The 25,383-nt window shown below is 31.3% G+C and carries 22 protein-coding genes; 10 read left to right on the top strand and 12 right to left on the bottom strand.

The features are described from left to right. Positions 1-50: 50 nt before the first annotated feature. The 3 genes from RH98_RS09215 to RH98_RS09205 form a co-directional block, all read right to left on the bottom strand. Positions 51-749, bottom strand: a complete 699-nt coding sequence (locus tag RH98_RS09215; protein ID WP_010253454.1) for a DUF2461 domain-containing protein — start codon at positions 747-749, stop codon at positions 51-53. Continuing rightward, positions 722-1,219 carry a DNA-deoxyinosine glycosylase gene (locus tag RH98_RS09210; RefSeq protein ID WP_010253450.1) on the bottom strand — a complete coding sequence of 166 codons (498 nt, stop codon included), beginning with the start codon at positions 1,217-1,219 and terminating at the stop codon, positions 722-724. Before RH98_RS09210 ends, RH98_RS09215 begins: the two co-directional genes overlap by 28 nt. A gap of 793 nt (positions 1,220-2,012) precedes the next feature. Then, a complete protein-coding gene (locus RH98_RS09205; RefSeq protein ID WP_010253447.1) occupies positions 2,013-2,705 on the bottom strand; it encodes an HAD family hydrolase in 693 nt (230 codons plus the stop codon). A gap of 56 nt (positions 2,706-2,761) precedes the next feature. Between RH98_RS09205 and RH98_RS09200 the strand changes: the two genes are divergently transcribed. Together RH98_RS09200 and RH98_RS09195 are read left to right on the top strand one after the other, a co-directional pair. Beyond that, a complete protein-coding gene (locus RH98_RS09200; RefSeq protein ID WP_237717524.1) occupies positions 2,762-3,346 on the top strand; it encodes a Crp/Fnr family transcriptional regulator in 585 nt (194 codons plus the stop codon). Positions 3,347-3,454: 108 nt separating this feature from the next. Continuing rightward, entirely contained in the window at positions 3,455-4,237 is a 783-nt protein-coding gene (locus RH98_RS09195; protein WP_010253439.1) for a hypothetical protein, read from the top strand. A 50-nt stretch (positions 4,238-4,287) separates the two neighbouring features. Here the strand turns inward: RH98_RS09195 and RH98_RS09190 are convergent, their stop codons facing one another. Genes RH98_RS09190 through RH98_RS09180 form a run of 3 tightly spaced genes read right to left on the bottom strand, consistent with a single transcriptional unit; the run spans position 4,288 to position 9,855 of the window. Continuing rightward, complete coding sequence (locus RH98_RS09190) at positions 4,288-5,652, bottom strand: TolC family protein (protein ID WP_010253436.1); 1,365 nt, start codon at positions 5,650-5,652, stop codon at positions 4,288-4,290. A 29-nt stretch (positions 5,653-5,681) separates the two neighbouring features. Further along, on the bottom strand, positions 5,682-8,792 hold the full coding sequence (locus RH98_RS09185; RefSeq protein ID WP_010253434.1) for an efflux RND transporter permease subunit: 3,111 nt from the start codon (positions 8,790-8,792) through the stop codon (positions 5,682-5,684). A 7-nt stretch (positions 8,793-8,799) separates the two neighbouring features. Then, a complete protein-coding gene (locus RH98_RS09180) occupies positions 8,800-9,855 on the bottom strand; it encodes an efflux RND transporter periplasmic adaptor subunit (RefSeq protein WP_010253432.1) in 1,056 nt (351 codons plus the stop codon). A 129-nt stretch (positions 9,856-9,984) separates the two neighbouring features. Between RH98_RS09180 and RH98_RS09175 the strand changes: the two genes are divergently transcribed. Continuing rightward, on the top strand, positions 9,985-10,875 hold the full coding sequence (locus RH98_RS09175) for a helix-turn-helix domain-containing protein (RefSeq protein ID WP_010253430.1): 891 nt from the start codon (positions 9,985-9,987) through the stop codon (positions 10,873-10,875). Positions 10,876-11,173: 298 nt separating this feature from the next. Here the strand turns inward: RH98_RS09175 and RH98_RS09170 are convergent, their stop codons facing one another. After that, positions 11,174-12,241, bottom strand: a complete 1,068-nt coding sequence (locus tag RH98_RS09170) for an SDR family oxidoreductase (RefSeq protein ID WP_010253428.1) — start codon at positions 12,239-12,241, stop codon at positions 11,174-11,176. Positions 12,242-12,469: 228 nt separating this feature from the next. Between RH98_RS09170 and RH98_RS09165 the strand changes: the two genes are divergently transcribed. Next, positions 12,470-12,844, top strand: a complete 375-nt coding sequence (locus RH98_RS09165; RefSeq protein ID WP_010253426.1) for a hypothetical protein — start codon at positions 12,470-12,472, stop codon at positions 12,842-12,844. A gap of 327 nt (positions 12,845-13,171) precedes the next feature. Here RH98_RS09165 and RH98_RS09160 read toward each other — a convergent pair whose 3' ends face one another. After that, positions 13,172-13,747, bottom strand: a complete 576-nt coding sequence (locus tag RH98_RS09160; protein WP_010253424.1) for a Crp/Fnr family transcriptional regulator — start codon at positions 13,745-13,747, stop codon at positions 13,172-13,174. A 110-nt stretch (positions 13,748-13,857) separates the two neighbouring features. Then, positions 13,858-14,685 (bottom strand): helix-turn-helix domain-containing protein, encoded by an 828-nt coding sequence (locus RH98_RS09155; protein WP_010253422.1) that lies wholly within the window; start codon positions 14,683-14,685, stop codon positions 13,858-13,860. Between the two features lie 131 nt (positions 14,686-14,816). On the opposite strand from RH98_RS09155, the gene RH98_RS09150 reads away from it, so the two are divergent. Next, a complete protein-coding gene (locus tag RH98_RS09150; protein WP_010253420.1) occupies positions 14,817-15,728 on the top strand; it encodes a GNAT family N-acetyltransferase in 912 nt (303 codons plus the stop codon). 55 nt (positions 15,729-15,783) lie between these two features. Here RH98_RS09150 and dnaK read toward each other — a convergent pair whose 3' ends face one another. From dnaK to RH98_RS09135, 3 genes are all read right to left on the bottom strand, one after another. Continuing rightward, positions 15,784-17,688 carry a molecular chaperone DnaK gene (gene dnaK, locus RH98_RS09145; protein WP_010253418.1) on the bottom strand — a complete coding sequence of 635 codons (1,905 nt, stop codon included), beginning with the start codon at positions 17,686-17,688 and terminating at the stop codon, positions 15,784-15,786. Between the two features lie 516 nt (positions 17,689-18,204). Continuing rightward, entirely contained in the window at positions 18,205-18,882 is a 678-nt protein-coding gene (locus tag RH98_RS09140) for a hypothetical protein (protein WP_010253415.1), read from the bottom strand. Between the two features lie 2 nt (positions 18,883-18,884). After that, on the bottom strand, positions 18,885-19,577 hold the full coding sequence (locus RH98_RS09135) for a hypothetical protein (RefSeq protein ID WP_010253412.1): 693 nt from the start codon (positions 19,575-19,577) through the stop codon (positions 18,885-18,887). A gap of 237 nt (positions 19,578-19,814) precedes the next feature. Between RH98_RS09135 and RH98_RS09130 the strand changes: the two genes are divergently transcribed. The 5 genes from RH98_RS09130 to RH98_RS09110 all read left to right on the top strand — a co-directional run bounded on the left by RH98_RS09130 (position 19,815) and on the right by RH98_RS09110 (position 25,211). Next, positions 19,815-21,239: an L-serine ammonia-lyase gene (locus RH98_RS09130; protein WP_010253410.1), complete on the top strand. Its 1,425-nt coding sequence runs from the start codon at positions 19,815-19,817 to the stop codon at positions 21,237-21,239. Between the two features lie 4 nt (positions 21,240-21,243). Then, positions 21,244-22,419 (top strand): SH3 domain-containing protein, encoded by a 1,176-nt coding sequence (locus tag RH98_RS09125; RefSeq protein WP_010253407.1) that lies wholly within the window; start codon positions 21,244-21,246, stop codon positions 22,417-22,419. Positions 22,420-22,481: 62 nt separating this feature from the next. Continuing rightward, entirely contained in the window at positions 22,482-23,300 is an 819-nt protein-coding gene (gene panB, locus RH98_RS09120) for a 3-methyl-2-oxobutanoate hydroxymethyltransferase (RefSeq protein ID WP_010253405.1), read from the top strand. 77 nt (positions 23,301-23,377) lie between these two features. Beyond that, the gene (locus RH98_RS09115) at positions 23,378-24,073 is read left to right on the top strand and encodes an RluA family pseudouridine synthase (protein WP_010253403.1); all 696 of its coding nucleotides are present in this window, start codon (positions 23,378-23,380) and stop codon (positions 24,071-24,073) included. A 61-nt stretch (positions 24,074-24,134) separates the two neighbouring features. Next, positions 24,135-25,211, top strand: a complete 1,077-nt coding sequence (locus RH98_RS09110) for a hypothetical protein (protein ID WP_010253400.1) — start codon at positions 24,135-24,137, stop codon at positions 25,209-25,211. Positions 25,212-25,383 lie beyond the last annotated feature (172 nt).

Here is a 25,383-nt window from a genome sequence, read left to right as displayed (position 1 = left end):
ATGTTATTCAGGTTAAAGAAATAAGTTATAGTATATCTCTTCCTTATTTTCTATTCATATAAACTTACACCATTAATATCAGTAGTCAAGACATCTGACATATAATCAAATAGAGGGCGCATAGCATTAAAAGTCTTAATTAGCTCATCAATAAACTTGGCATCCAAAACTTCCTTATCAGTAAATGAACGCATTAATAGATACTGTTTTTTACGCAATAGATCAATAGCGGGGTGTTCCTTATCAAAACCCTTAGGAGCTGTTTTTAATTCCTCTCCCTTTAATTCACCAAAATAATTTTTAAACTTATCAGCAGATACGATCTCTCTAAGTTCGCTATCGTCCATTGCAATTTCTTTTCTAATGCGGAGTAAATCATCTTTATTAGGTTCCCAAAAACCACCTCCTACAAAACTCTTACCTGGTTCTATATTTATATAATATCCACCTCTTAATAATGGTTTTGTACGACCTAAATGCAATCCAAAGTAGCTTTTATAAGGTGTTTTGTCTTTAGAAAAACGGATATCTCTATAAATACGATGAACATGAAACTTCTCAAGATTATCATATTGCTGCATTTCAGTATCAACTTCTTTAAAAAAGCCTTTTACTTCACCGAAAACCTTATCAACCCATTCTTTATTTTCAGTAAACCACGGTTTATTGTTATTTTTACTTAATGCATTAAGAAACTCAAATACATCTTTATGTAAAACCTTTATAGCAGTAATTTTATCTTTTCCCATTGTTCTATTTTTTCTTGTAAGTTCATCCTTGCGTTTGCTCCACTTGGTGAAGGCATCGTAGCAAAGGTAATATTATCAATTGTTCCTATATGTCTTTTAAAATACTGAGCTGCTTTCTGACTTGAGAATACAATTGCTTTTATATTAGAATATTTTCTCAAAAGCCCTTTTATATCATTAGGAACTTCATCTTGTATTTTACTATCTAGACTACCTTCTCTTTCACAAGATTTCAGTACATCCCAAAGTCCTATATTATTCTTTTTTAATATCCTTATTTTCTCATTATAATTACTTGTCATCTCTTCATTAAAAATGCTAAAGATAATTTTCCAAAAAGCATTTTGTTTATTGCCATAATATTCACTTTTTTCTAGCGATTTCACACTTGGCATAGTACCAAGAATTAACAACTTAGTAGTATTATCTATTATAGGCTGAAAAGAAGTAATTCGTTCATCTTTTGACATATCTCAAAGATATTACATATTCCTAAAAATAAAAACATCAATACTGTAGTCACAAAAAAACAGTAGCATATTTCCATCCGTGACTCTTGAATAGTTATAGAAGTCATCTTTACTCTTTACTATTCTAAAATTTCTTATCCCCTATTACAATAAAAGCCATGAAATTCCTTGTCATCCAATTAGATACACTTTAATTATCTGAACAAAAAAAACTACCTCACTTTTTTTAAACCAAAAACACATATCTAACTAAATTACAGTACATTAACTCAAAAACAATCTATTGAGTTGAAATTTGAATGCTTGCCAAAGCCAGTATTCATAAGCACTCAAGCTAAATCCTTCAACACTTCTTCAACACTTCCCCATGATTACTCTGTATAGAAGGCTGGTTATTGAAGGAGTATTGAAGAACTATTGACGCACTGTTGAAAAAATCATATCATCTATAGTAATAAAGGCATATGTGGAATACAGAATTACATGAATCATTGTAGGCAATTCTGTTCAAAAAAACTTTATAATAATTAAACAATGTAATGAATTGAATGAGCAATAATAAGATGAAGTCATCTTAACTTTTTAGCTTTCTGAAATTTCTATACCCTTTATTTATTTTACAAAAGTCAAGACGACCTAAATATTTTCACACTACATATTAGGCACTTTTATTCTAAAAAGAAATACTATTGAGGAATAGTAACTACTTTCCTATTTCACATGCAACACACCTATAAGTACTGCCAGAATATCATTACTATACTATACTCAATTATAAAACTGACAGTAATTTCTACTTTAAATGATCTAGTATCTCTTTTACTTCCCTAAATGAAAGTAACTTATCATGTACTATATCATTAGTTATTTTTTCATGTGTCCAAGTTACACTATAAGGAATATGAACGGCATAACTCCCAAGTGCTAAAACGGGTTCTATATCTGACTTTAGTGAGTTTCCTACCATTAAAAAATGTTCAGGTAAACAATCAATTTTGGATAACAACTTTCTGTAATCTTCTTCAGTCTTATTATTCATAATTTCCACATGATCAAAAAAAGGATATAATTTAGAATCCATTATCTTTCTTTCTTGATCCATTAAATCTCCTTTAGTTGCTAATATTAAACGATATGCTCCATGTAAATTATGTAAAGTGTCCTCTACTCCATCTAAAAGACGTATTGGCTGTTGCAATAAATCTTGTCCTAGAGAAACAATATTTGTTATCACTTGTTGGTTAATTTCATCACCCATAATCAAGCTAGCAGTTTCTATCATACTCAACATAAATCCTTTTACTCCATAGCCATAAAAGCTTAAATTCTTCATCTCAACTTCAAATAGTTTTTGTGAAATAAGATTACTACTAGCATATTGTTCTAATAATAAACAAAACTGTCTTTCTGTTTCTTGATAGTATATTTCATTATCCCACAAAGTATCATCAGCATCAAACGCTATTGTTGTTATTTGATTTTTCATTTTATTTTGAATTTAGGGGATAAAATTAAATCTTTACATTTCTAAAATTAGGACAGTTGTCCAAAGAGAACATGCTTAGAGTAAATGAAACATTTTTATCGTATACAGAAAAGCTTTATAACACCCAGTTATACAAGCAAGCTATTCAGCAAAAGGTTTTTAAAAAAGGGGAATTACTTCTCCTACAGCAAGACACCTTAACGAAAGTGATGCTGATAAAAGACGGTATTACAAAATGCTATTTTACAGAAGAAAATGATAGAAATTACATACTTGAATTTTTAAGTTGTGGAGAAATAATTGGCGAAATAGAAGTATTACAAAACAGTAAATGTCTTTGTACTATTGAGGCTGTAACTGATGTTATTGTTTACTCTTTCGACCTCACTTTTTTTAAAGAATTAATCAAGAGTAATTTAGAATTAAGTAATTTGCTTCTAGATGTAATTTCAAAGCGAATTATAGATACTGCGAGTCGCGCTTCTTTTCAGCAATTACATACAACAGATTATAACTTAAAAAAATTATTAGAGCTACAAACAAAACAAGATATTACACTGTCAAAAGATGATATGGCAGATTATTTAGGAATTTCACTTCGCAATCTAAATCGAGCACTCAGTAAGTTAAAAGATAATTAATTTTTCATTCTATTTGACACAGTTAATAGTAATCTAAATAAACTGTTTCTTAGTTTGCATTTATCTACATTTGCAAAACTTCAATCTATACTAAAAATTATAATAAATATGGCATTTGCTAAAGGGATAGAGGTTCCTATCCACTCTGATTATGTTCTTACCCCGACAGTTATTTATGCAGATGAACTAACTGGAATTTACTTTCACACTGCGGATGAACAATATGGTCGTATCACATTTGAAAATTTAGATGCAATAAAAGTCTGTAGAGGTGAACATCTACCTTATCCAGATGATTGGACAGAAAATAAAGAAGTTTGTTGGATCTATAAAGTGGACGATAGTGCTTGGCAAACAGAACGCTATCTGTATGAGAAAGCAAATTATGGTTCTTCTTATGAATTTGGGGGCAATGTTGAAGATATGATTACGGACTTCTCCCATTATGTTTTTCAGTTTCACGATCAGTTTGTAGAAGTCATTGCACGTGGCTTTTGGTATGAAAAAGATTCTGAAAGTCTAATAGGAAAACCACTGCAAGACAATCACCCTTTCCACACTTTACCTAATGAAAATTGTTCTTTTCTAACTGTCCGAGGTTTAACCTGTGAAGTAAGGAGATCTCAAAAAACAGAAGAAGAATTATTACAAGATGCTCAACTCTATTCTCAGAGATTAATTGATTTCAGCTTGCAACTTGGGGATTCTAATAGTGTAGAAAACACTTTATACCTGAGCTACCGCAACGATAAACCCATTAGTATACTGAGAGGTTATTTTGGAAAAGAAGCCGTTTGTTTTGAAGGTATTGCTACTTTCGAACAAGTAAGGTTTTATATAGAGCAATATATGCTAGAAGTTTACGAACGACGAAGACAAATGAATTTATAATATATTTTAAGTCCCCTTTTTCTTGCGAAAAAGGGGACTTTACAAAAAATCTAACGGGCTGTTACTTTTAAATAGTTTGTTGTTTTTATTTTATATAAACTCTTTGCTTCTATAAGCTTATCCTCTGTTTCTGTAAGTAGCGCTTGTGCTTCTAACAAATCTGCTATGGGTACTAAACCAAAATTATAGCTATTCTCATTTACATCTAAATTCTCTTTTGTCTGCAAATACGTTTGTTCTAATACGCTAACTTTTTCATAAGCCTCTGTTAATTGTGTCCAGCTATCTTCCATCTGCAATAGCAATAAACCTTCATTTTCTTTTAATGTATTTTTTGCAATTTGCTCTTTCGTTTTTAATTGATTTAATTTATGCTTACCTCCCCACCAGTCAGAAATGGGGATCGATATTTTCGCATAGACCATTCCATTAAAACTTCCATTTATATTATTCTCAAACTGATCTATATAATACCCACTAGCTCCTACCCCAATAGACGGAATATATTCACTCTTTTTCATTTTTGTTTCAAGAGATGTTGCAGCGACCATGTTTTCTAATAAGGCATATTCATCTCTATTGTGAATCATATCTTCATTCACAACATAATAACTTTCTGGAGCGGCCATAATAGTTAGATCATCTGCTACATTTAAATTACTGTTATATGGAATATTAATAGTGTGGCAAAGTAGCATCATTGCCAATTTTTTTCCATTGTGTAATTGTAGTCTAGTAACTTTAAGTTCATTTTGCTTAATCTCTACCTTTAGCACCTCATTTCTAATTACTAAACCATTTTTATAAGCATTAGTAACTTGCTTGTGTAGCTTCTCTAAAAAAAGCTCATATGCCTCAAGTGTTTTCATTTTTTCCTGAAGTACTACTACTTGCCAATATTGTTCTTCTGTATTAAACAAAACATCTTTATCTGACAGTTGTTTTTCTTTTTGTCTAACTGTAGTTCCTAGTTTAGCTAATTCATTACCTGTTTTTATTTTACCTCCTAAATACAAAGGTTGCAAAACATTAAGATAACCTATTCCTACTTGATTAAAAATTCCCATATTCATTCCCGGCATATAAGCAAACTGAGTAGCATTTGCAAGATTAGCAGGATTACCATCATATATTGGCAGATCCCCTCCTTCAGTTTTTATTTCTAACAATGGGTCTAATGCCTGCATACCTATTGCTCCAGCAGTTAGTTTTGGAAAATAATTAGTAAATGCTTCTTTCTCTATTTCTTTGGCTGCAAAAATCTCTAAATCACTATTCTTAATTTTATAATTATTGTCTAATGCATATTGTTTACACTGTTCCAAAGTAAGTGTCTGTCCATATCCTAAATGCATTGCTACAATACCTAGCAAAAGACAAGTATATAATACTATATTCTTATTTATTTTTATCATTATCTCTATGCTTTAAAATTGAACTATTATTAAGAATGACTTTGTTGTACTTCTTTCTCATTTTTATAGGCTTGCCAATATAATAGAGGTAACATCGTCAGTATAAACAACATTGAAATTAAAGTTCCAAAGCAGATTACTGTTCCCATTGGTGCCCATAATGGACTTTTACTTATAATCATGGGAATAACTCCCATTGACGCTGCCATTGATGTAAGTAGAATTGGACGCATTCTACGCTGGCCTGCATGAACACATGCTTCAAATAACGGCATATTATGCTTGTGTCTTAATTCTTCTATATAGTCATACATAATGATTCCATTACGTACAATAATACCTATCAAACTTACCAATCCAAGAACTGCTGTAAGGCTAAACTCCATATCCATGACTAACAACCCTATAGCTGCGCCAATAAAACAGAAAGAAGTAGAGGCAAAAACTAGCGTAGCAAGCTTTATTTTCTTAAAGTGAAAAACAAGAATAAAATAAATAATAGCTAGAGAAATAATTAATCCGTTAATAATAGTTGGTAATGTTTCATCATTACTTTCTTTTAATCCTCCATAGCTAACAGTGATATCTTTACTATCTATCTGATCTTGATAAGTTTCTATTATTTGTTCTACATTTTTCTGTGTTTTATCAGCTCTATTTCCTCTCTTTAAATCTAAATAGATTGATAATGTTCTTATCCCATTTCTACGCACAATTTGACCTTCATTACTATCCGCTGTAATAATTGCTATCTGACGTAAAGGCACTGAAGGTGAAAATATACCAGAGATATACTCGTTTTCTACATCAGAAAGTTCTGGATCTTTTGTATCCCATTTAGATTTTAATACAACAGGAACTTTATAATCATCCTCCCATACAGTGGTTAATGGCATACCTCCAAAGCGAGAAGTCAGACCTATACCTAAAACCCCTTCTGTAATACCTAATCGATTAGACTCTACTGGATCTAGAGCTATATTTACACTAGGCAATATTTCTTCATAATTTGTATACACTCTTAGTGGCTCATCTAGCTTCTTAAATTCAGTTTCTAATTGTGAAGATATTTCCTTTAACTTACCAATATCATGACCACTTAATCGCACTTCTACATCTGCATCTACCCCTGCTTGATAATCCATCTGCTTAAACTTTACATAAGCATTAGGAAAATGATTAGCATACTTGTTACTATACTCATCCAATAGTTCGATAGTAGCTTCACTATTTACAGTATTCACAATAAACTGCGCGAAATTACTACCACCAATTTTAGGAGCGTAAGTCGTATGAAATCTTGGCGAACCTGTTCCTAAAAAGGTAGTGATAGATGTCACTCGATCATCTTCTTTTAAGATTTCAGCTAATTCCTGACTCACTTTTTCAGTCTGAGTCAAAGCACTCCCTTGTGGTAAAAATATTTCTACGGCAAAAGAATTTCGTTCTGCTGTAGGCATAAGCTTAATTGGTATTTGTAAGAAAAGCCATACACCAAGAATCACTGTCGCTATACCAAATAGGGAGAAAAACTTTGGATGTCCCATTACATAAGTCAATACTCTATCATAGAATAGCTGAATACGATCCATAAAAGATTTCTTCTTTTTCGGATTGTCATCCTTTTCTGCATGTACACCTTTCGTCACAAATACATATTGTAAATAAGGTACAAATAGCACTGCTACAGCCAAGGAAATTGATAGTGTGATTAAGATTGTCCAAGGAAATGCTCTCACAAAGTCATATAGCTGCCCATTAAAAGTTACTAGAAATGGAAAAAAGGTAACGCCTATTGCTAATGTTGCTGAAAATATTGCTTTAAAATATTCTTTTGCACTCTCAATTGTAGCTTCTTTTCTAGGTATTCCTTCATCTATTTTTTCTAAATAACTATCAACTATAACAATAGAATTATCTACTATCATCCCTAACACAACTACTAAAGCTGCTAATGTCACAGTATTCAATTCGATACCGAAAGCAAACATTAAACCTATAGAAATAAATATCGTTATAGGGATTGTAGAAGCAGCGACACCTGCAACGCGCAATGGTAACAAACAAACCGTTACTAATATCACTGCAGTTATTGCAATTACTAATTCTTTTAAAAATGTAGTAATAGATGTATCTACTACTTGTGGTTGATCCGCTATTCTACAGACATTTACATCGTCAGGTAGTGATTTTTCAAACTTTTCTAAAACTTTCTCAACTTCTTTTCCGTATTGAACGATATTATAACCAGCTTGCATCTCAGTAGATACAATCAAAGCTTTTTTACCATTATTTATAGTATAGCTTTGGGGCTTAGGATACTCTCTTACTATTTCTGCGACATCTTTTAGGCGGATATAATTTCCTTGAATATCTGAGAAAATAATTTGTTCTTCTAAGTCTACTTCTGACGAAAAAGGTCTTGTGATATGAATAGGAACAACTAACTCATCATTATCAATATTCCCAGATGGGGTAATCATCCCTTTAGTTAAAAGGGTCTGGTATAATGAATATAAATTAATACCATAGGTAGCTACCTTTTCCTTATTGACATAGATACTTAATTGCTCTTTTTGCTCGCCATATCTTCTTAGATTTGAAACTGATTCAATTCCTCTCAATTCCTCTTCTAAATTATCCATATAATCACCTAACTGGCGATAAGTTTTTGTATCAGATTCTAGTGCAATTAATAAAGCTGAAGTATCTCCAAAATCATCATTAGCTATCAAAGCCAAAACACCAGATGGTAATTGCATCTTGAATAAAGATAAACCGTGCTTTATTTTAGACCAAACCTCATCCTTATTGTCAACTTCATCGTTTAATTCTACAAATACGTAAACTATACCATCTCTAGATTGAGAATAAGTCTTAGATTTCTTTACTTCTTTGTAAGTGAATAGAAACTTTTCTAAAGGTTTAGCCAATTGCTCTTCTACCTCTGCTGAAGTAGCACCAGGATAAACTCCCACAACAACACCTTGTCGTATAGTAAATTCTGGGAACTCTTGCTTTGGAATTTGATTTAGAGCAAAAATGCCAAACAATACTAAAGAAGATATCACCAATAGGACAATCTTATTATACTTGATTGCCAAATCAATTAACCCTACATTCTTTTTCGTATTTTCCATCGTTTCACTAATTATTAGAATGATTGTCGATTACCTCTACTCCATTACTTATATTCTGATAGCCCTCAGTAATTAAATATTCGCCATCTTTTAAACCACTTTCTACTAATACGCCATTCCCTACAAATTTTCCTAAGGTAATCTCCCTATATTCAGCTTTATTCTCTGCTGTTTTTACCCATACATATCGTTTTCCTGTATGATCTACCTGTACTGATTTTAATGGAATAGCTAATTGTAAACTTTCCTCTCCCCCTTTATTCAAATACACTTTAGTAACCATACCTGGCAAAAGCTGCCCATCTGCATTATTCACTTGCACTTTGATATCATATGTATGAGAGATGGGATTAGCAGCTACCCCTTTCTCAACGACAACTCCCTCAAAAGATTTGTTACCTAAGGCAGAAACAATAACATTACATTTCATTCCTTTTTTAATTGATGAGATCTCTTTTTCGGGTACTGCTATTTTTACCTTTACCATATTGATATCTACAATTTGGTACACAGGAGTTCCAGTTACTACATTAGCACCTGCTTCTACATATTTTTCACTTATCATTCCTGATTGATGAGCATATAGATTCCCATCATTTAAGTTTTTAAGTGCAATAGCTTCACTAGATTTTGCTTGATCTAATTTAGTTTTATACTCTACATATTGTATCTCAGGAATACTCTTGCTTTCATACATTGCAGACATACGATTATAAGCGTCTTTTGCTTGATTAAGCGCCGCAAGAGTAAGGTTATGAGCATTTTTAAGAGTTGATGGATCTAAGCTAGCCATTAATTGACCTTTTTGAACATAATCTCCTTCTTGTAAGTACATCTTATCTATCTTACCATATACTAAGAAACTAACATCTACAGCTAAATCACTATTAACTGTTCCAATGTATTCTTCCTCTTTTTGCTCTGTACCCAAAGAAAGTTTTTGAGTAGTAACATTAACTGCTTTATTTTCTTGCTCTTTTTGCTTCTTATCACAAGAAATAACAGTACTACAGATAAAAACTAATCCTATATAAAAAAGATTGTTTAATTTTACTCGAACCATATCTTTACAACTATAAATTAACAATATGCAAAGGTCTATATATCAATATTTTTCAGCGTTACCTGTTTGTAGTCAATATTGTTCTAAAAGTCGTTTTATGCTTTTTGAAAAGTCGCAAAATATAGATATATGAAAAAAGAAGGCAGATTTGGAAGAATTCCACTCGATTTAATAGCAACGCAAAATAATGTCATTGCATGTTCAAAAGAACTTATTATATCTAAAAACAGTATCAAATCAAATGAATTGAGTATAGATTTATATCAACCTCATATTCTTGAAGGCATATGTTTTACCTTATGTACAAAAGGTAAGGGAAAGATATTGGTTAATTACACAGAGTACAATGTGGAAGAAAAAATGATCGGTGCCTTTTTTCCTAATACGATTATTCAAGTAATAGAAGAAATTGAAGAAATTGAAGTAGCTTTTATATTTTTTTCTTTTGATTCCATTACAGAAATGGCAATTATTACCGAACTTCTTACTGTAATGCAAGAAATCGAAAAACAAAGATACGTCTTTACTGATGATAGCAAGTTTTCAGAATTACTGACATTACATAAGATAATGACAAATCAGTTCAGCATTACATCATTATACAGAGATGAAATTGTGAAGGGATTATTACAGACAATTGTATATCAGATACTCCGTTTTTATCATAAAGAAGCTTCCACCGATTCAACAAATAATAACTCTCACTACGAACGCATATTTAAAAAATTTATGTCATTGCTGTTCCAACATTATAAAACTGAACGAAGTGTGAGTTTTTATGCTGATTTAATGTGCCTTACCCCTAAACATTTCTCTAAATTAATAAAAGAAATTAGTGGAAAAACTGCAGGCAAATGGATTGATGAATTAGTAATAATGGAAGCCAAAGTTTTACTAAGAAGTTCTAATAAATCTATAACTGATATTGCACTAGAATTAAACTTTTCTACCACTTCATTTTTTAGTTCCTATTTTAAAAAACTAACTAATCTCACTCCTCTAGAATACAGAAATTTATAATAAGAAGTTGTATTAAATAGGAGTACTTATTAGATAGTATTGAACTATTCCAATCCTATAAAGTTGTATAACTAGATATGAATAATGGGCGATGCATCCATTGTGAGTCCATAGTGCCTCTAGTAAAACAAGGGAAATTAATGGAGGCACAATGGAATTACTATTTAATCAATATACTCTCATTACAAACGAAACTAGACTAACATAGCTGGATATTCAATTCTACATCATATCGATAGAATTGTAGTAGAAATACCTTTTTAAAATTTGATTGCATAATTTTCCTAAGTATAAGTTACTATGGTATTATATTACTTTCTCTTAATTGAACAAACAAGTCAAAAAAAGACTGCTTAGTGCTTTTGTATTCTTTAAATCCCATTAAACGACTTTTAGTCATATCTGTAATAACTTCAATAGGTCTACTCAAATCAGCATCAGTATGCCATGGTGAACTAACTTTACATAAATCTGTTTCCACAAGCTTATGTTGTATAGCTATCTCTTCCCATAGTTTACCCTTGTCATGTATTATCTCTTCCAATGAGCTAGAATCTTGATGATAACCGACATATTCAATTTCAAACCATTGTGCTATTTGCTTCCACATCCAACTCCACCTAAAGACATCACCGTTAACAATATTAAACGCTTGATTAAATGCTCCTGCTGTAGTAGATGTCCATATAAGATGCTTTGCTAAGACTTCTACATCCGTTACATCAGATAATCCATCCCATTGCGCTTTAGAGCCAGGAAACGTAAATGGCACTCCCTCATGTTTACACAAAGTGGCATAGACTGCTAAAGTAGTTCCTAAGTTCATTAAATTTCCAACTGCATTTCCTATTAAAGTATGTGGACGATGAATACTCCATGTAAAACCATCCCTCTTAGCAGCATTAAAGACTTCGTCTTCCTGGGCATAATAAAAATTATCATATGCCAATCTAGGATGATCTTCTCTTACGGGAGTCTCCGGTAAATTGCCATTTGTAGCATAAGCTTCAAAAGGTCCTAAATAATGCTTTAAACCTGTAACCAAAGCAACATGTTGTACACTTTTCTTTGAAGAGACGACATCTAGCAAATTTGTAACCATCGCTCCATTCACCATAATATTTTCTTTCTCTGAAGACATTCGCATCCATGAAGTATAAAAAACATGAGTAGGATGAACTTGAGACAAAGCACTTTCTAAACTTTCTTTATCCAATAAATCAGCCTTTAAGGATATAACATTAGGAATGATATTAGAAGAATTTTTAGAAATCCCATATGTTTTCCACCCCTGCATTACTAATTCTTTTGCAAGATTGCTACCAGTCATACCAGTAACACCCACAACTAAAGCTATTCTATTCATTTTATACATTTTTAAAGTACAAATGTATCTTAGCCTTATTTACTATCTATTGATCTAAAACAAGCTAAATGATTGATATAGATCAATAATAAAATGATATATAATATTACTATTGCATTTAGAAATAATAACCTTCAGTATTCTAGTAAAGTTTGTTTTCTCAATGGCAGGATTAAATTATCAAAATAAATATTCAATTGATTATCTTTATCTATTCATTATTACAATATGCCTATCATTACACAACAAGATTTAGTAATTTCATATCCTAAGAAAGTGGAACTTTCTATTCAATTTGATTATGCTATAGTAGACATACACAGTAGTTTTGACTATCTAGAAGAGTTATGGGAGGAGATAGTTACAACAATTGAGAATGTAATTACAGATAGAGGTATTGTTATTTTAAATAGTACAACTGACATTAATGAAGACTATACTATTATTGCATATAACTTAGTCATATTAGCAGTTCCTCCATATATCAACTTCACTTTTATATATCACGAATTGGTTGCCAAAGATCTCCCTCACCAATTTAGAATATTATCTCCCAACTACTATAATAGTGAACAAAATGATATATTATTGCAAATTAAATAGTTTAAATAGTCATGGAACTAAATACACAAAATAGAAATAACCTCCCTCATCCTACAGAATTAAAGAAACTATGTAAATCACTAGCTGTATTAGATGTCATACTTTTTCAAGAATGGGAATATAGATAGTATTCCTATAGCTGTGACTGGTCTAAAAATGAAGTAACAGATATAAATACAAAAGAAGCATTAGCTATTTTTATAACTTCTTTTATCAAACTACTTAATGACAAACCTAATAGATATTAATCAACCTAGTAAATATTCAATTTTTATTAAATATCATTTCATTAGAATAGATAAAACAATTAATCCTAAGCACTGATTTTTACTTGTTTTTCTTATTCTTAATACGACTAAAGGTCTCTGGCGTTACACCTACATAAGAGGCTAATAAATATTGAGGTATCCTGTCCAAAATAGCAGGATAATTCGCTAGTAATTGATTGTATTTTTCTTCTGCTGAAAAAGCATTAGAACTAATCAAACTACGATCTTTAGTAGCTAAACTGCGTTCAAATAGAATACGAAAATATTTTTCCATTAAGGGAATTCTATCCATCATCCTTTCATAGTTTTCTCTGCTTATTAATAATAATTCACAGGGCTCAACAGCCTCTATATCAAATATAGCAGGTTCCTGATATACAAAACTTTGAAAATCTGACACCCACCATCCTTCCCAACCTAGTAAATTAATATTCTCAGTTCCTTTATCATCTAACAAATAAGACTTAAGCACTCCCTTTGAAACAAAAGCTAAGTCTCTACACACTTGTCCTTGTTGTAGCAAGTATTGTCCTTTGCGCAGTTTCTTAGATGTAAAAAAAGTCTTTAATAGACCTTTATCTATTTCTGATAACTCTACTTTTAATTGAATATGTGACAGTAATATTTCAAACATTGCTCTTATTCCTATAGTTAGAAGTACTACAAAAATACTACTTAAAAAAGTAACGAAAAACGCGATTTAAAATATAACTATATTTTACAATAATTATCCCATTCTTTAGCTTACTGATGTAACTTACGATATTCTGAAGGCGTATTACCCGTATATTTTTTAAAATATCTAGAAAAGGTAGTAGTATCAGCAAACATTAGATTATCAGCAACTTGATTAATATTAATCGTTGTGGCAGACAAATAGGATTTAGCTTTCAAAATTACTAAGTCAATAATAATTTTGGATATTGACTGTCCAGTTCTTTTTCTTATTAAAGTAGTAAGATACTTAGGTGTCAACTTTAACTGATCAGCATAAAACTGAACGGAACGCTCTTGAATATAATATTGATGAACTAAATTATAGAACTGAAAAACAAGCACTTCTTTCTTAGAACTCTTAACTAGCTCCTCCTCGCATTGATTATAAAATATATTAATTTGAGCAATAAATGAATAGAGCAAATACTTAATAGCATCGTTGTGAAAAACGGAATAAGAATTCAAACTATTTTCGAACAACAAATTATAATAGTTATGACACATATTATATTCTAAACTAGATAAGTCTATTATTGGATGTTTTACTAGCTCATTTAAGAAGTTATAGTTAGTAGGAAGAACTAAATCAGCAATATCAGATAACCTAAATAGAATACAGTAAAATTGCGCATTCTCGCTTATTTCACTCTCAATATTAACGATACTCTGAGGTAAAACAGTGACAAGATTTCCCCGTAAAATAGACTTCTTTTCTTCATTAACTCTTAATTCTACAGAACCTTTTACACACATCGAAATCAAAACTCCATTAAGATGATATGCTTTTTCAAAAAACTCTATTGGAATGATATCATTTGATTTAAGTACAAAAATACTCTGTTTTACTTCTTCCATTCTAAACTAAACTTTATACATACCGCATAATCGCTATTACCAAAACAACCTTTTGCACATAAATATACAATATAGTTCTACATCTTTATAGAAGTTTTTAATGTCCTTTGCAAAAAGTTAATTTTTGAATCATGAAAAAGATAGCAATCGGACAAGAAGAATATACGCTACATACATCTTATCAGCAAGATGATAAATTAAGGAAAGCATTTAATAACTTAACAAATGAAGTGTGGGGATTTGATTTTGAGAACTTTTATCAATCAAATTATTGGGACGACAACTGTATATTGTATTCCCTTTTTGATGAAGATGAAATAGTTTCCCACCTCACTATATCGTTATTTGAAACACAAGTAAATGAAAAAGTACTTCACCTAGCACAAATTGGAACAGTTATGACAGTACCTAAATATCAAAACAAAGGACTAGCTCGTTATCTAATGGAATACGTAAAGAATTTATATGATAATAAAGTAGATGGTTATTTCTTATTTGCTAATGACAGCGTATTAAACTTCTATCCTAAGTTTGGCTTTAGTGCTGTAAAAGAATATCAAGCCTATAAGGAAATTGACTACGTTACTAGCACACAAACTTATAGTTATAGAAAGCTTGACTTAACAAATAAAATCGATTTAAAACTTTTTGAAAGGTATATAAGTACAGCTAATACAAATAATGCTTTCGATACCAAAAACAAAGGTATTACCATGTTTTATACCTCTGCGAATCCCGATTTTGGATTTAGCGATTGCATCTATTACATCGAAGAACTAAATACAGTAATTATCGCTTCCATAGAAGAGGAGATACTCACAGTATATGGGATTTATCAAGAAGTAGAATCTGATATAGAAGCAGCACTAAAAGCTATTTTACTACCAACAGTCAAAATCATTAATTTTGGATACAGCCCATTAAAAATTACTGGAAAAATTAGAGAATACAAAGAAGATGATTTAGTACTATTCGTAAGTAACAATTTAGAACACCTATTCAGTAATCATAAATTGATGATTCCAATACTGTCACATACCTAACAAAAAAAAACCGAGTCTAAAAGACTCGGTTTTTCAATTATTTATAATACTCAGATTATTTCACTTCTTCGTATTCTACATCTTGTGGTCCGTCATTGTTATCATCTGAACCTCCTTGATTAGGTTGTGCTTCTTGAGCTCCTCCTTGTTGTCCTTCAGCTTGCGCTTTGTACATTTCTTCAGAAGCAGCTTTCCACGCTTCGTTGATTTTATCTAAAGCTGGTTGAATAGTATCTATATCTTTAGTCTCATAAGCTTTTTTCAGTTCTTCTAAAGCTCCTTCGATATTAGATTTATTACCTGCAGATAATTTATCTCCAAACTCTTTCAATTGTTTTTCGGTTTGGAAAATCATTGCATCAGCTTCATTGATTTTCTCAACAGTTTCTTTTGCTTTTTTATCAGCATCAGCATTTGCTTCAGCTTCTTTTTTCATTCTTTGGATTTCTTCTTCAGTTAATCCAGATGAAGCTTCAATACGGATATCATGTGATTTACCAGTACCTTTATCTGTAGCAGATACTTTGATAATACCATTAGCATCAATATCGAAAGTTACTTCAATTTGAGGCACTCCTCTTTGTGCTGGTGGTAAACCATCTAAGTGGAAACGTCCAATAGTTTTATTATCTGCTGCCATTGGTCTTTCACCTTGTAATACGTGAATTTCAACTGATGGCTGATTATCAGCAGCAGTAGAGAATACTTGAGATTTTTTAGTAGGAATAGTTGTATTTGATTCAATCAATTTAGTAAATACTCCTCCCATTGTTTCAATACCTAATGATAATGGAGTAACGTCTAATAACAATACGTCTTTAACATCTCCTGTCAATACACCTCCTTGGATAGCAGCACCTACAGCTACTACCTCATCAGGGTTAACTCCTTTATGTGGTTTTTTACCAAAGAATTTTTCTACTTCTTCTTGAATTTTAGGGATACGTGTAGATCCACCTACTAATATTACTTCATCAATATCAGATTTAGATAAACCTGCATCTTTTAAAGCTTTCTCACAAGGAATCATTGAACGACGAATTAAATCATCAGATAATTGCTCAAATTTAGCTCTAGTTAATGTTTGCACTAAGTGCTTTGGTCCTGCTGCAGTAGCAGTAATATATGGCAAGTTAATTTCTGTTTGTGTTGCAGAAGATAATTCTACTTTAGCTTTTTCAGCAGCTTCTTTTAAACGTTGTAATGCCATTGCATCTTTACGTAAATCAACTCCTTCAGCAGCTTCAAACTCATCAGCTAACCAGTTTATAATAACGTTATCAAAATCATCACCTCCTAAGTGAGTATCACCATTTGTAGATAATACTTCGAAAACTCCATCTCCTAATTCAAGAATAGAAATATCAAAAGTACCTCCTCCTAAGTCATATACTACAACTTTTTGGTCTTTTCCTGTTTTATCTAACCCGTATGCTAATGCAGCAGCAGTAGGCTCATTAATAATACGTTTTACTTTTAATCCAGCAATTTCTCCAGCTTCTTTAGTAGCTTGACGTTGAGCATCATTAAAATAAGCAGGTACAGTGATTACTGCTTCAGTTACTTCTTGCCCTAAATAATCTTCAGCTGTTTTTTTCATTTTTTGCAAAGTCATTGCAGAAATTTCTTGCGCAGTATAAAGACGTCCGTCAATATCTACACGAGCTGTATCATTATCACCTTTTTGCACTTGGTATGGTACAGATTTAATTTCATCAGCAACTTCACTATACTTTTCTCCCATAAATCTTTTGATAGAAGAAACAGTTTTAGTTGGGTTAGTTACAGCCTGACGTTTAGCTGGATCACCAACTTTAATTTCACCACCTTCAACAAACGCAACAACAGATGGTGTAGTTCTTTTTCCCTCTGCGTTAGGGATTACTACTGGTTCATTACCTTCCATTACAGATACACATGAATTCGTAGTTCCTAAGTCAATACCGATTATTTTACTCATAATATTTTATAGTTTACTTTTTTACTTAATTTTCAATTTAATGTGAGCTTCAAACTCACTAACTACTAAACAATCTTTATGCCAACCCTAAAAAACACCATTGTCAACATAATTTTATAAAAAAACACATATTTATTATGTCAAATTGTCATTTTTAAAATAAACAATCCATTATAAAAGGTCCAATACGTCAGCTGTTCTGCCAAAATGTGAATAAAACACTAGAAGTTATTATTCCATTTAAATTAAATTTCAAACTCATATTACAATCTACTATGGATCATTCACAAGTTATCTTTTCAACTTAACTACACTTTTTTTATATTGTCCACTCAACCTTAATAAACAAAACCAATTAACAATATAACACAATTAATAACATCATTTTAACTATTAATGTATATCAAATATAACAATTTAAATTAAAAAAAACAATAAAAACACATCTACATTATCAGTTAGTAACAATTTCTTAATATTAAAAACCAACTATTAATAATTTAAATTATAAGAATACTAAAACTTTGTAATTGTAATATTGGTCATACTACCATTGCCTGTAGTTCCTGTTTCGATTCCAATTAATTGCTTTGGAACACTTACAATTACTCCAGGATAGAACTTATCACCTTTTGCTAATTTTAATGTTATAGTAAAGACATTATAAGTACGGTCATGATTAACTTGGTTCCAAGAACTCCTCCCTAACCATTTTTTCGTCTTACCATCTACTAATCCAATTACATTTTCATAAACACCACTACTAGGTCCTGCTTGAAGCGTAATTGTATAAACACCAGCTTCATTCACAGTAAATACAGCAGTATTCTCATCATACGACAAACATTGCTTATTCAGTACAATTTCCTTATTTAATTTTATGGCATAAAGCTTGTTCTTATCCATTTCCATATCTTTATCCATGTGATACACAGCAGCAATAGTTGGAACTTTTATTGTTTGCAAATGCTCTAATATTAAATGAACCAAATCCACTTTATGCAACTTCCCCTCTTTATCTCTCGCAAGTACATTAGTTAATTGAGAATTAGACAAAGATCTAAATCTTACTTCTCCATCTATATCAAGTTCTACTGTTGGTAAGTCAACGTTAACTCCAATTTTATCTTGAGCAATAATATATTGACCATAAAAAACTATAAGCAAATAAAATATAACAATATTGAATCTCATAACTAAAATTTTGTAATTGTTATATTAGTTAAAACTGCACCACCTTCTTTATTATCATCAGCTTCCTTCTGAATTCCAACAATTTGTTGAGGTCCCTTATCTAGAGGGGATACCGCAGCGAAAAAAGTATCACCTTTATTAAACTTAAGAGTTGTATTATAAGTTTGAAAAGTCTTTGTAGTATTTCCCTGAGCCCAAGTCGCGCGTCCAATCCACTTTCCAGTCTTTGCATCTGCAATACCTATAGCTGTCTCGCCACCTTGGTCTCTCTTACCAACAACTACTTGAAAATTAATTGCATAAAACCCTTCCTTTTTTACAGTAAATACACCATTTCCTACATTATAGTTTAACAAATCTTCATTTAAAATAATTTTCTTATCAAGGTTAACAGCAAAAATTTCACGCTCATTAAAAGTTTTATCCTTATCCAAATGATAAACGGCTGCGATAGTAGGCACATTAATTTTAGCTATAAAATCATAAATCATAGTATTAAAATCAACACTATATAAATTACCTTTATCATCTACACCAACTAAATCTGTTAATTCTGAAACTTTTAATGTTCTTAATTTTACGTCTCCCTTCACATCTAAAGCAGCAGAAGGTACTTCAACATTAATTCCTATCTTATCTTGTGCTTTTAATAAAAAAGAACAAAGCAGCATAATTGCAAACAATATTTTTCTCATAATATTTGTATTTTAACTACAAATATTTATAATTATTTAACACTTTAAAACAATTAAATAAATAATAAAAACCTAATTAATAAACGAAACAAACAATTTTTTAACTTTTTTCATATAAAAAGCAAACTATTCACTATTCATCATACTCAGGCAAACAGCAGGCGTTAAATAAGCTCTTAATACTTGCTGCAGATTAGATTTTAGCTATCTTCGTAATACTAAAACTGAAACAACTTTATGGAATGTATTTCTGTATTTGATATGCTCAAAATAGGCGTTGGACCTTCTAGCTCACACACATTAGGTCCTTGGAGAGCAGCAGAACTTTTTCTAAAAGAACTGCGTGAACGTCTTATTTTTAATAAAGTCACAGCACTTAAAATAGATCTTTTTGGTTCTTTATCTTTAACTGGTGTGGGACACGCTACTGATTTAGCAGTTATGCTAGGTTTAAGTGGTGCAGATCCTGAATATGTACCTGTAGAAGATATTGACAACATTATAGCTAGAATTAATGAATCAAAAACATTACATCTAGGAGGTGAAATGTATATCAACTTTACCCCTAAAGAAAATATCGTATTCAACAGAAACTTTTTGCCATTTCACGCTAACGGAATGACTTTTACAGCTAAATATGGAGAAGACAAATATTATGAATCTACCTTTTATTCTATCGGTGGAGGATTTGTTGTAAAAGAAGAAAGTAAAGATGGTCCTGAAAACTTAGAAATCCAAAAAAGCTTCCCCTATCCAATTGAAAAGGCAACTGAGTTATTAGCATATTGCAAAGAACAAAATATGTCTATTTCTCAATTAGTTTATGAGAACGAAAAATCTATTCGATCAGAAGAGGAAATTCACAATGAATTAATGCGTATTTGGCATACTATGCTAGAATGCATGTATATTGGTTGTCATACAGAAGGAACATTACCTGGTGGCTTAAATGTACGTCGTCGAGCTTATGATACGCATTGCAAATTGAAAGGAGATCTACCTTATACAACACCTCAAGAATGGCTGGAAACAATACGTAAGACTAAAGTTTACTTCCGTCAAATACTAAAATGGGTAAGTTGTTTTGCGTTAGCAGTAAATGAAGTAAACGCTTCTTTAGGACGTGTAGTAACTGCTCCAACCAATGGAAGCTCAGGAGTTATACCTTCTGTTTTAATGTATTATTTGGTAATTGAAAATCATAAAGCAGGACCAAAAGAGATTAAACAATTCCTACTTGTCGCTGGAGAAATAGGAAGTATCTTCAAAAAAGGAGCTACTATATCAGCTGCAATGGGAGGTTGTCAAGCTGAAATTGGGGTATCTAGCGCAATGGCAGCAGGAGCTTTATGTGAAATGATGGGAGGTACACCAGAACAAGTACTCGTTGCGGCAGAAATAGCAATGGAACATCACTTAGGTTTAACATGTGATCCTATCGGAGGCCTAGTTCAAATTCCTTGTATAGAAAGAAATACTATGGGAGCCATCAAAGCAATTAATGCAGCAGAATTAGCATTAGACACTGATCCAAAAAATGCTAAAGTCCCATTAGATAAAGTAGTTAACACTATGTGGGAAACAGCAAAAGACATGAATAATAAATACAAGGAAACTTCAGAAGGTGGACTTGCCGTTGCAGTAAGCTTATCTGATTGCTAATTTTATGAAAGCAATATTATCCATATTCTTGAGCTCAATCTCATTTGGAGTATTAGCTCAAGAAAGTCTATATGTCAATACCCCAACTGTTGCATATTCAGATGATAAAGCAACTATTGAAAAAGGGATTTATACAGCTGGGGCACAAATCAATTCATTTGAAAAAATAAACAAGAATATCTACAAGGTATTTATTGACTATGCCGATCCTGTCTATATTTTAAATTCACCAAACATAGGATATAAGTCTGAGATTAATACTCATGCTACTTCCCCTGCTCCTATTATAGACGTTGATGAATATTACAGTACTCCTCACCTTTTTGTTACAGTTGCAGGGCTAAAAGTTCGTGAATATCCCTCTAGTACATCATCTATATTGGGCACTGTTTTTAATGGCACTGTAGTACCTATATCATTTTATCCTTCTGACAAAAATGAATGGGTAGCTATACCGTATAAAGGTGAAATAGGATATATATCTGCAAATTATATTGGTGCAAGACCTATAATGAAAGAGCTAATCAACCAATATTATTCATCAAAAGAACCTAAAGAGCAAAAAAAGTATGCAGAGCGTATATTAGAATTAGGTTGGAATAGTGAAACGAAAGAAACAATAAAAGCTTTGACTCTATTCTCAGAATACACTTCTACAAACAATTTAGAAGAATTAGCAGTTTTAACCAAACTACAAAAAGAAGTGTTAGAAGCGAATTCAAAAAAATCAATTGCAAACAAAATTGCCAAACTACAGAAGAAAGAACTATTTGGGTTTACTCTTAATGGAGAGGTAGAACCTATAAATGGTTTTAATCACACAGTTGTAGAGAAATATGTAGGATATCCGTTAGAGACCTATGCCGATTTAGAGGACTGCGCTCTTGGTGATTATGAAAGCAATGCTTTTTACAATTCAGCAGAGTTTATTATACACGATCTGAAATTGACGTTAAAAACTAGAAAAATGGATATGATTAATGCTAATGGATTTCTACTTGACAACAATCAATTAAACGGAAATACTTCAGAAAAAGAATTTCTAACTATAGGAAAAGGATTTATTACAAATATTAATGCCTTAGACAAAAGTTATTCTATTGAAATAGGAACAATAACTTACGTTTTTCTCTTTTATAATGGGTTCTTAACTAAAGTAGAAATGAATTATTCCTGCTAAAACTTTTATTTCTCTCGTTTTTATATAAATTTACATTTCTAACAAACAAAAACAAAACAAATATGTCAGTAGCAAAAAAAGATTATAAAAAAGTGACTACTAAGTCATTAATAGATATGAAAGCTAACGGAGAAAAAATATCAATGCTAACTTGTTATGATTACTCTATGGCAAAAGTTTTAGAAGCAGGAGGAGTTGATGTAATGCTAGTAGGAGATTCTGCTAGTAACGTAATGGCTGGACATGAAACTACTTTACCTATTACATTAGACCAAATGATTTACCATGCGCAATCTGTTGTAAGAGGAGCTGATAGAGCATTAGTAGTAGTTGATTTACCTTTTGGTTCTTATCAATCAGATCCTAAAGAAGCTTTGCGTTCTGCAATCAGAATCATGAAAGAAAGTGGTGCTCATGCAGTAAAAATGGAAGGTGGAATTGAAATTAAAGAAGGGATCAAACGCATTTTAGATGCTGGTATTCCTGTAATGGGACATTTAGGTCTTACTCCACAATCTATCTATAAATTTGGAACTTATACTGTACGTGCAAAAGAAGAAGAGGAAGCTAATCAATTAATTCAAGATGCAAAAATGCTTGAAGAAATTGGATGTTTTGCTGTTGTATTAGAAAAAATACCTGCTACTCTTGCTAAAAAGGTTGCTGAAAGTATTTCCATTCCTGTAATTGGTATTGGAGCTGGTAATGGTGTTGATGGACAAGTACTAGTAATACATGATATGATAGGCTTAACACATGAGTTTAGTCCAAAGTTTTTACGCCGATATATGAATATCTATGAAGATATGAAAAATGCAGTTGCTCAATATGTTGATGATGTAAAATCTGTTGATTTCCCTAATGAAAAAGAACAATACTAAGTAACTCCCTTTTAATAAAAATACTAAAAATATCCTTTTTGAAATAAAAAGGATATTTTTGTTTAAAATTACATCAAATGAAAATTGTCTCTACACCAGAAAACCTACAAGTACTACATGAAGATAATCATATTATCGTTATCAATAAACGCGTAGGTGATATTGTACAAGGTGATCAGACAGGCGATATGCCCCTAAGTGAAATAGTAAAAATCTATTTAAAGAATAAATATAACAAACCCGGTGAAGTTTATCTAGGAGTAGTTCATCGATTAGATCGCCCTACATCTGGCTTAGTACTATTTGCTAAAACTTCTAAGGCACTTACTAGGCTAAACGAATCGTTTAAAAATAGAGAAACACAAAAAACATATTGGGCAGTTATTAAAAATGCACCGCCTAAGGTAGAAGATACTTTAGTGCATTATTTAGTACGCAATCCAAAAAACAACACTTCCAAAGCTCATAAAAAAGAAGTTCCTAATAGTAAAATAGCAAAACTAAGTTATCGATTATTCCATCAATTAAAGACATATTCTGCATTAGAGATTGATTTACATACTGGCAGACATCACCAAATACGTTGTCAATTAGCAGCTGTCGGATGTCCTATTAAAGGAGATTTAAAATATGGAGCAGATAGAAGTAATCCTGATGGTGGAATTCACTTACATGCGCGAAAACTTACATTTATCCATCCAGTTACAAAAGAAGAATTAACAATCGTTGCTCCTGCCCCAAAAGATGTCATCTGGAATGAAGTTTCAAAATAGAAAGCAATTATGCTAATAAAGGTTGTTTCATATTGATTGACAATGTTAATATATGAGTTAAATGAAAATAGAAAAACTATATCAAAAATCTATTAAAGGGGATAACACTATTCTTTGTGCCACATCACGTAGCGAAAATGAAGTTATAATAGTATTAAGCAATGCTGACGTAATACTTTATAACTTTCAAACAGATAAGACTATAGTATTATTTTCTCTTGTAGATAACATGGGCTACACTGATCAAGGTTTTGATATATCCTCCCCTATTTCTATTTACACGTTAGATAACATTGTCGTAATAGTAAATGATTATAAGAGACATGGGTATGTCTATAATCCAGACCAACAATATAAATTACATCTTTGGAGAGGAGAGTATTATGCAGGAATTACAAAATATCCAATTGCATTATATAAAGACAAAAAGCAAATACCTTATCTAATTTATGGCGAAGATTGGAATCACATACAAATTTTAAACCTGAATACGCGTCAAATAATTACAGCTACTAAATCATTAATAGAAGAAGGCGTAGAACAAAAACATATTCAATACTATAAAACTCATAAAGAAACTAATAAGTTATCATGGCCAAGTACCTATGACTACTTTTACAGTAAACTTAATATCTCTCCTGACAATAAGTACTTTGCTAGTGCAGGATGGATTTGGGGATCAGCAGATTGTTGCAAAGCTTATGAAATAGAGGATTTTATTTCTAACAGTCGCATAAAAGATATAAATCTATTCGTAGGCGAGCATGAAAACAGATCTATGTGTTGGATAGATAACGATACGATTGCTATTGAATATAATCCCTATATTGAAGATGACGCTAATGAAGATGGAGACTTATTGCAAGAGATTCATTTATATAGAATTGAAAACGATGAGGTAAAACTCTTAGAAAAAATCAAAATAGAGGATAAAGATATTCAATATGATGAAATGTATTTTAATAGTGAATTTAAGTCATTTCTACTTTTAAATAAATCTGGAATAATAAACATTATTTCCTTTGACGGACAAGTAATCTTAAAAAAAGATACAAAAGTTACTAATGCATATAATAGTAAATGTCAACAATTTACTTCATATCATGATAAAACCATCTCTGTCTACAAAATTAAATAAGGAACGAGTCTTAGAAGTTTAAGAGTAAAACTAAAGATAGTAAATGAACTAAATACAGGTAATCTACATGACAATATTATTAGGATAAGTAGTAGTTACCATTTACAATAATTTGTTGATAAAAGTAACTTTATAAAATAGCTAAGCAGAATATTCTAAGTTTAGTAAAATA

The organism is Myroides injenensis M09-0166 (assembly GCF_000246945.1).
In the GTDB taxonomy this organism is placed as follows: Bacteria; Bacteroidota; Bacteroidia; order Flavobacteriales; family Flavobacteriaceae; genus Flavobacterium; species Flavobacterium injenense.
The sequence above is the reverse complement of the archived record's forward strand: the minus strand, read 5'-3'. Positions and strand labels throughout refer to the sequence as shown.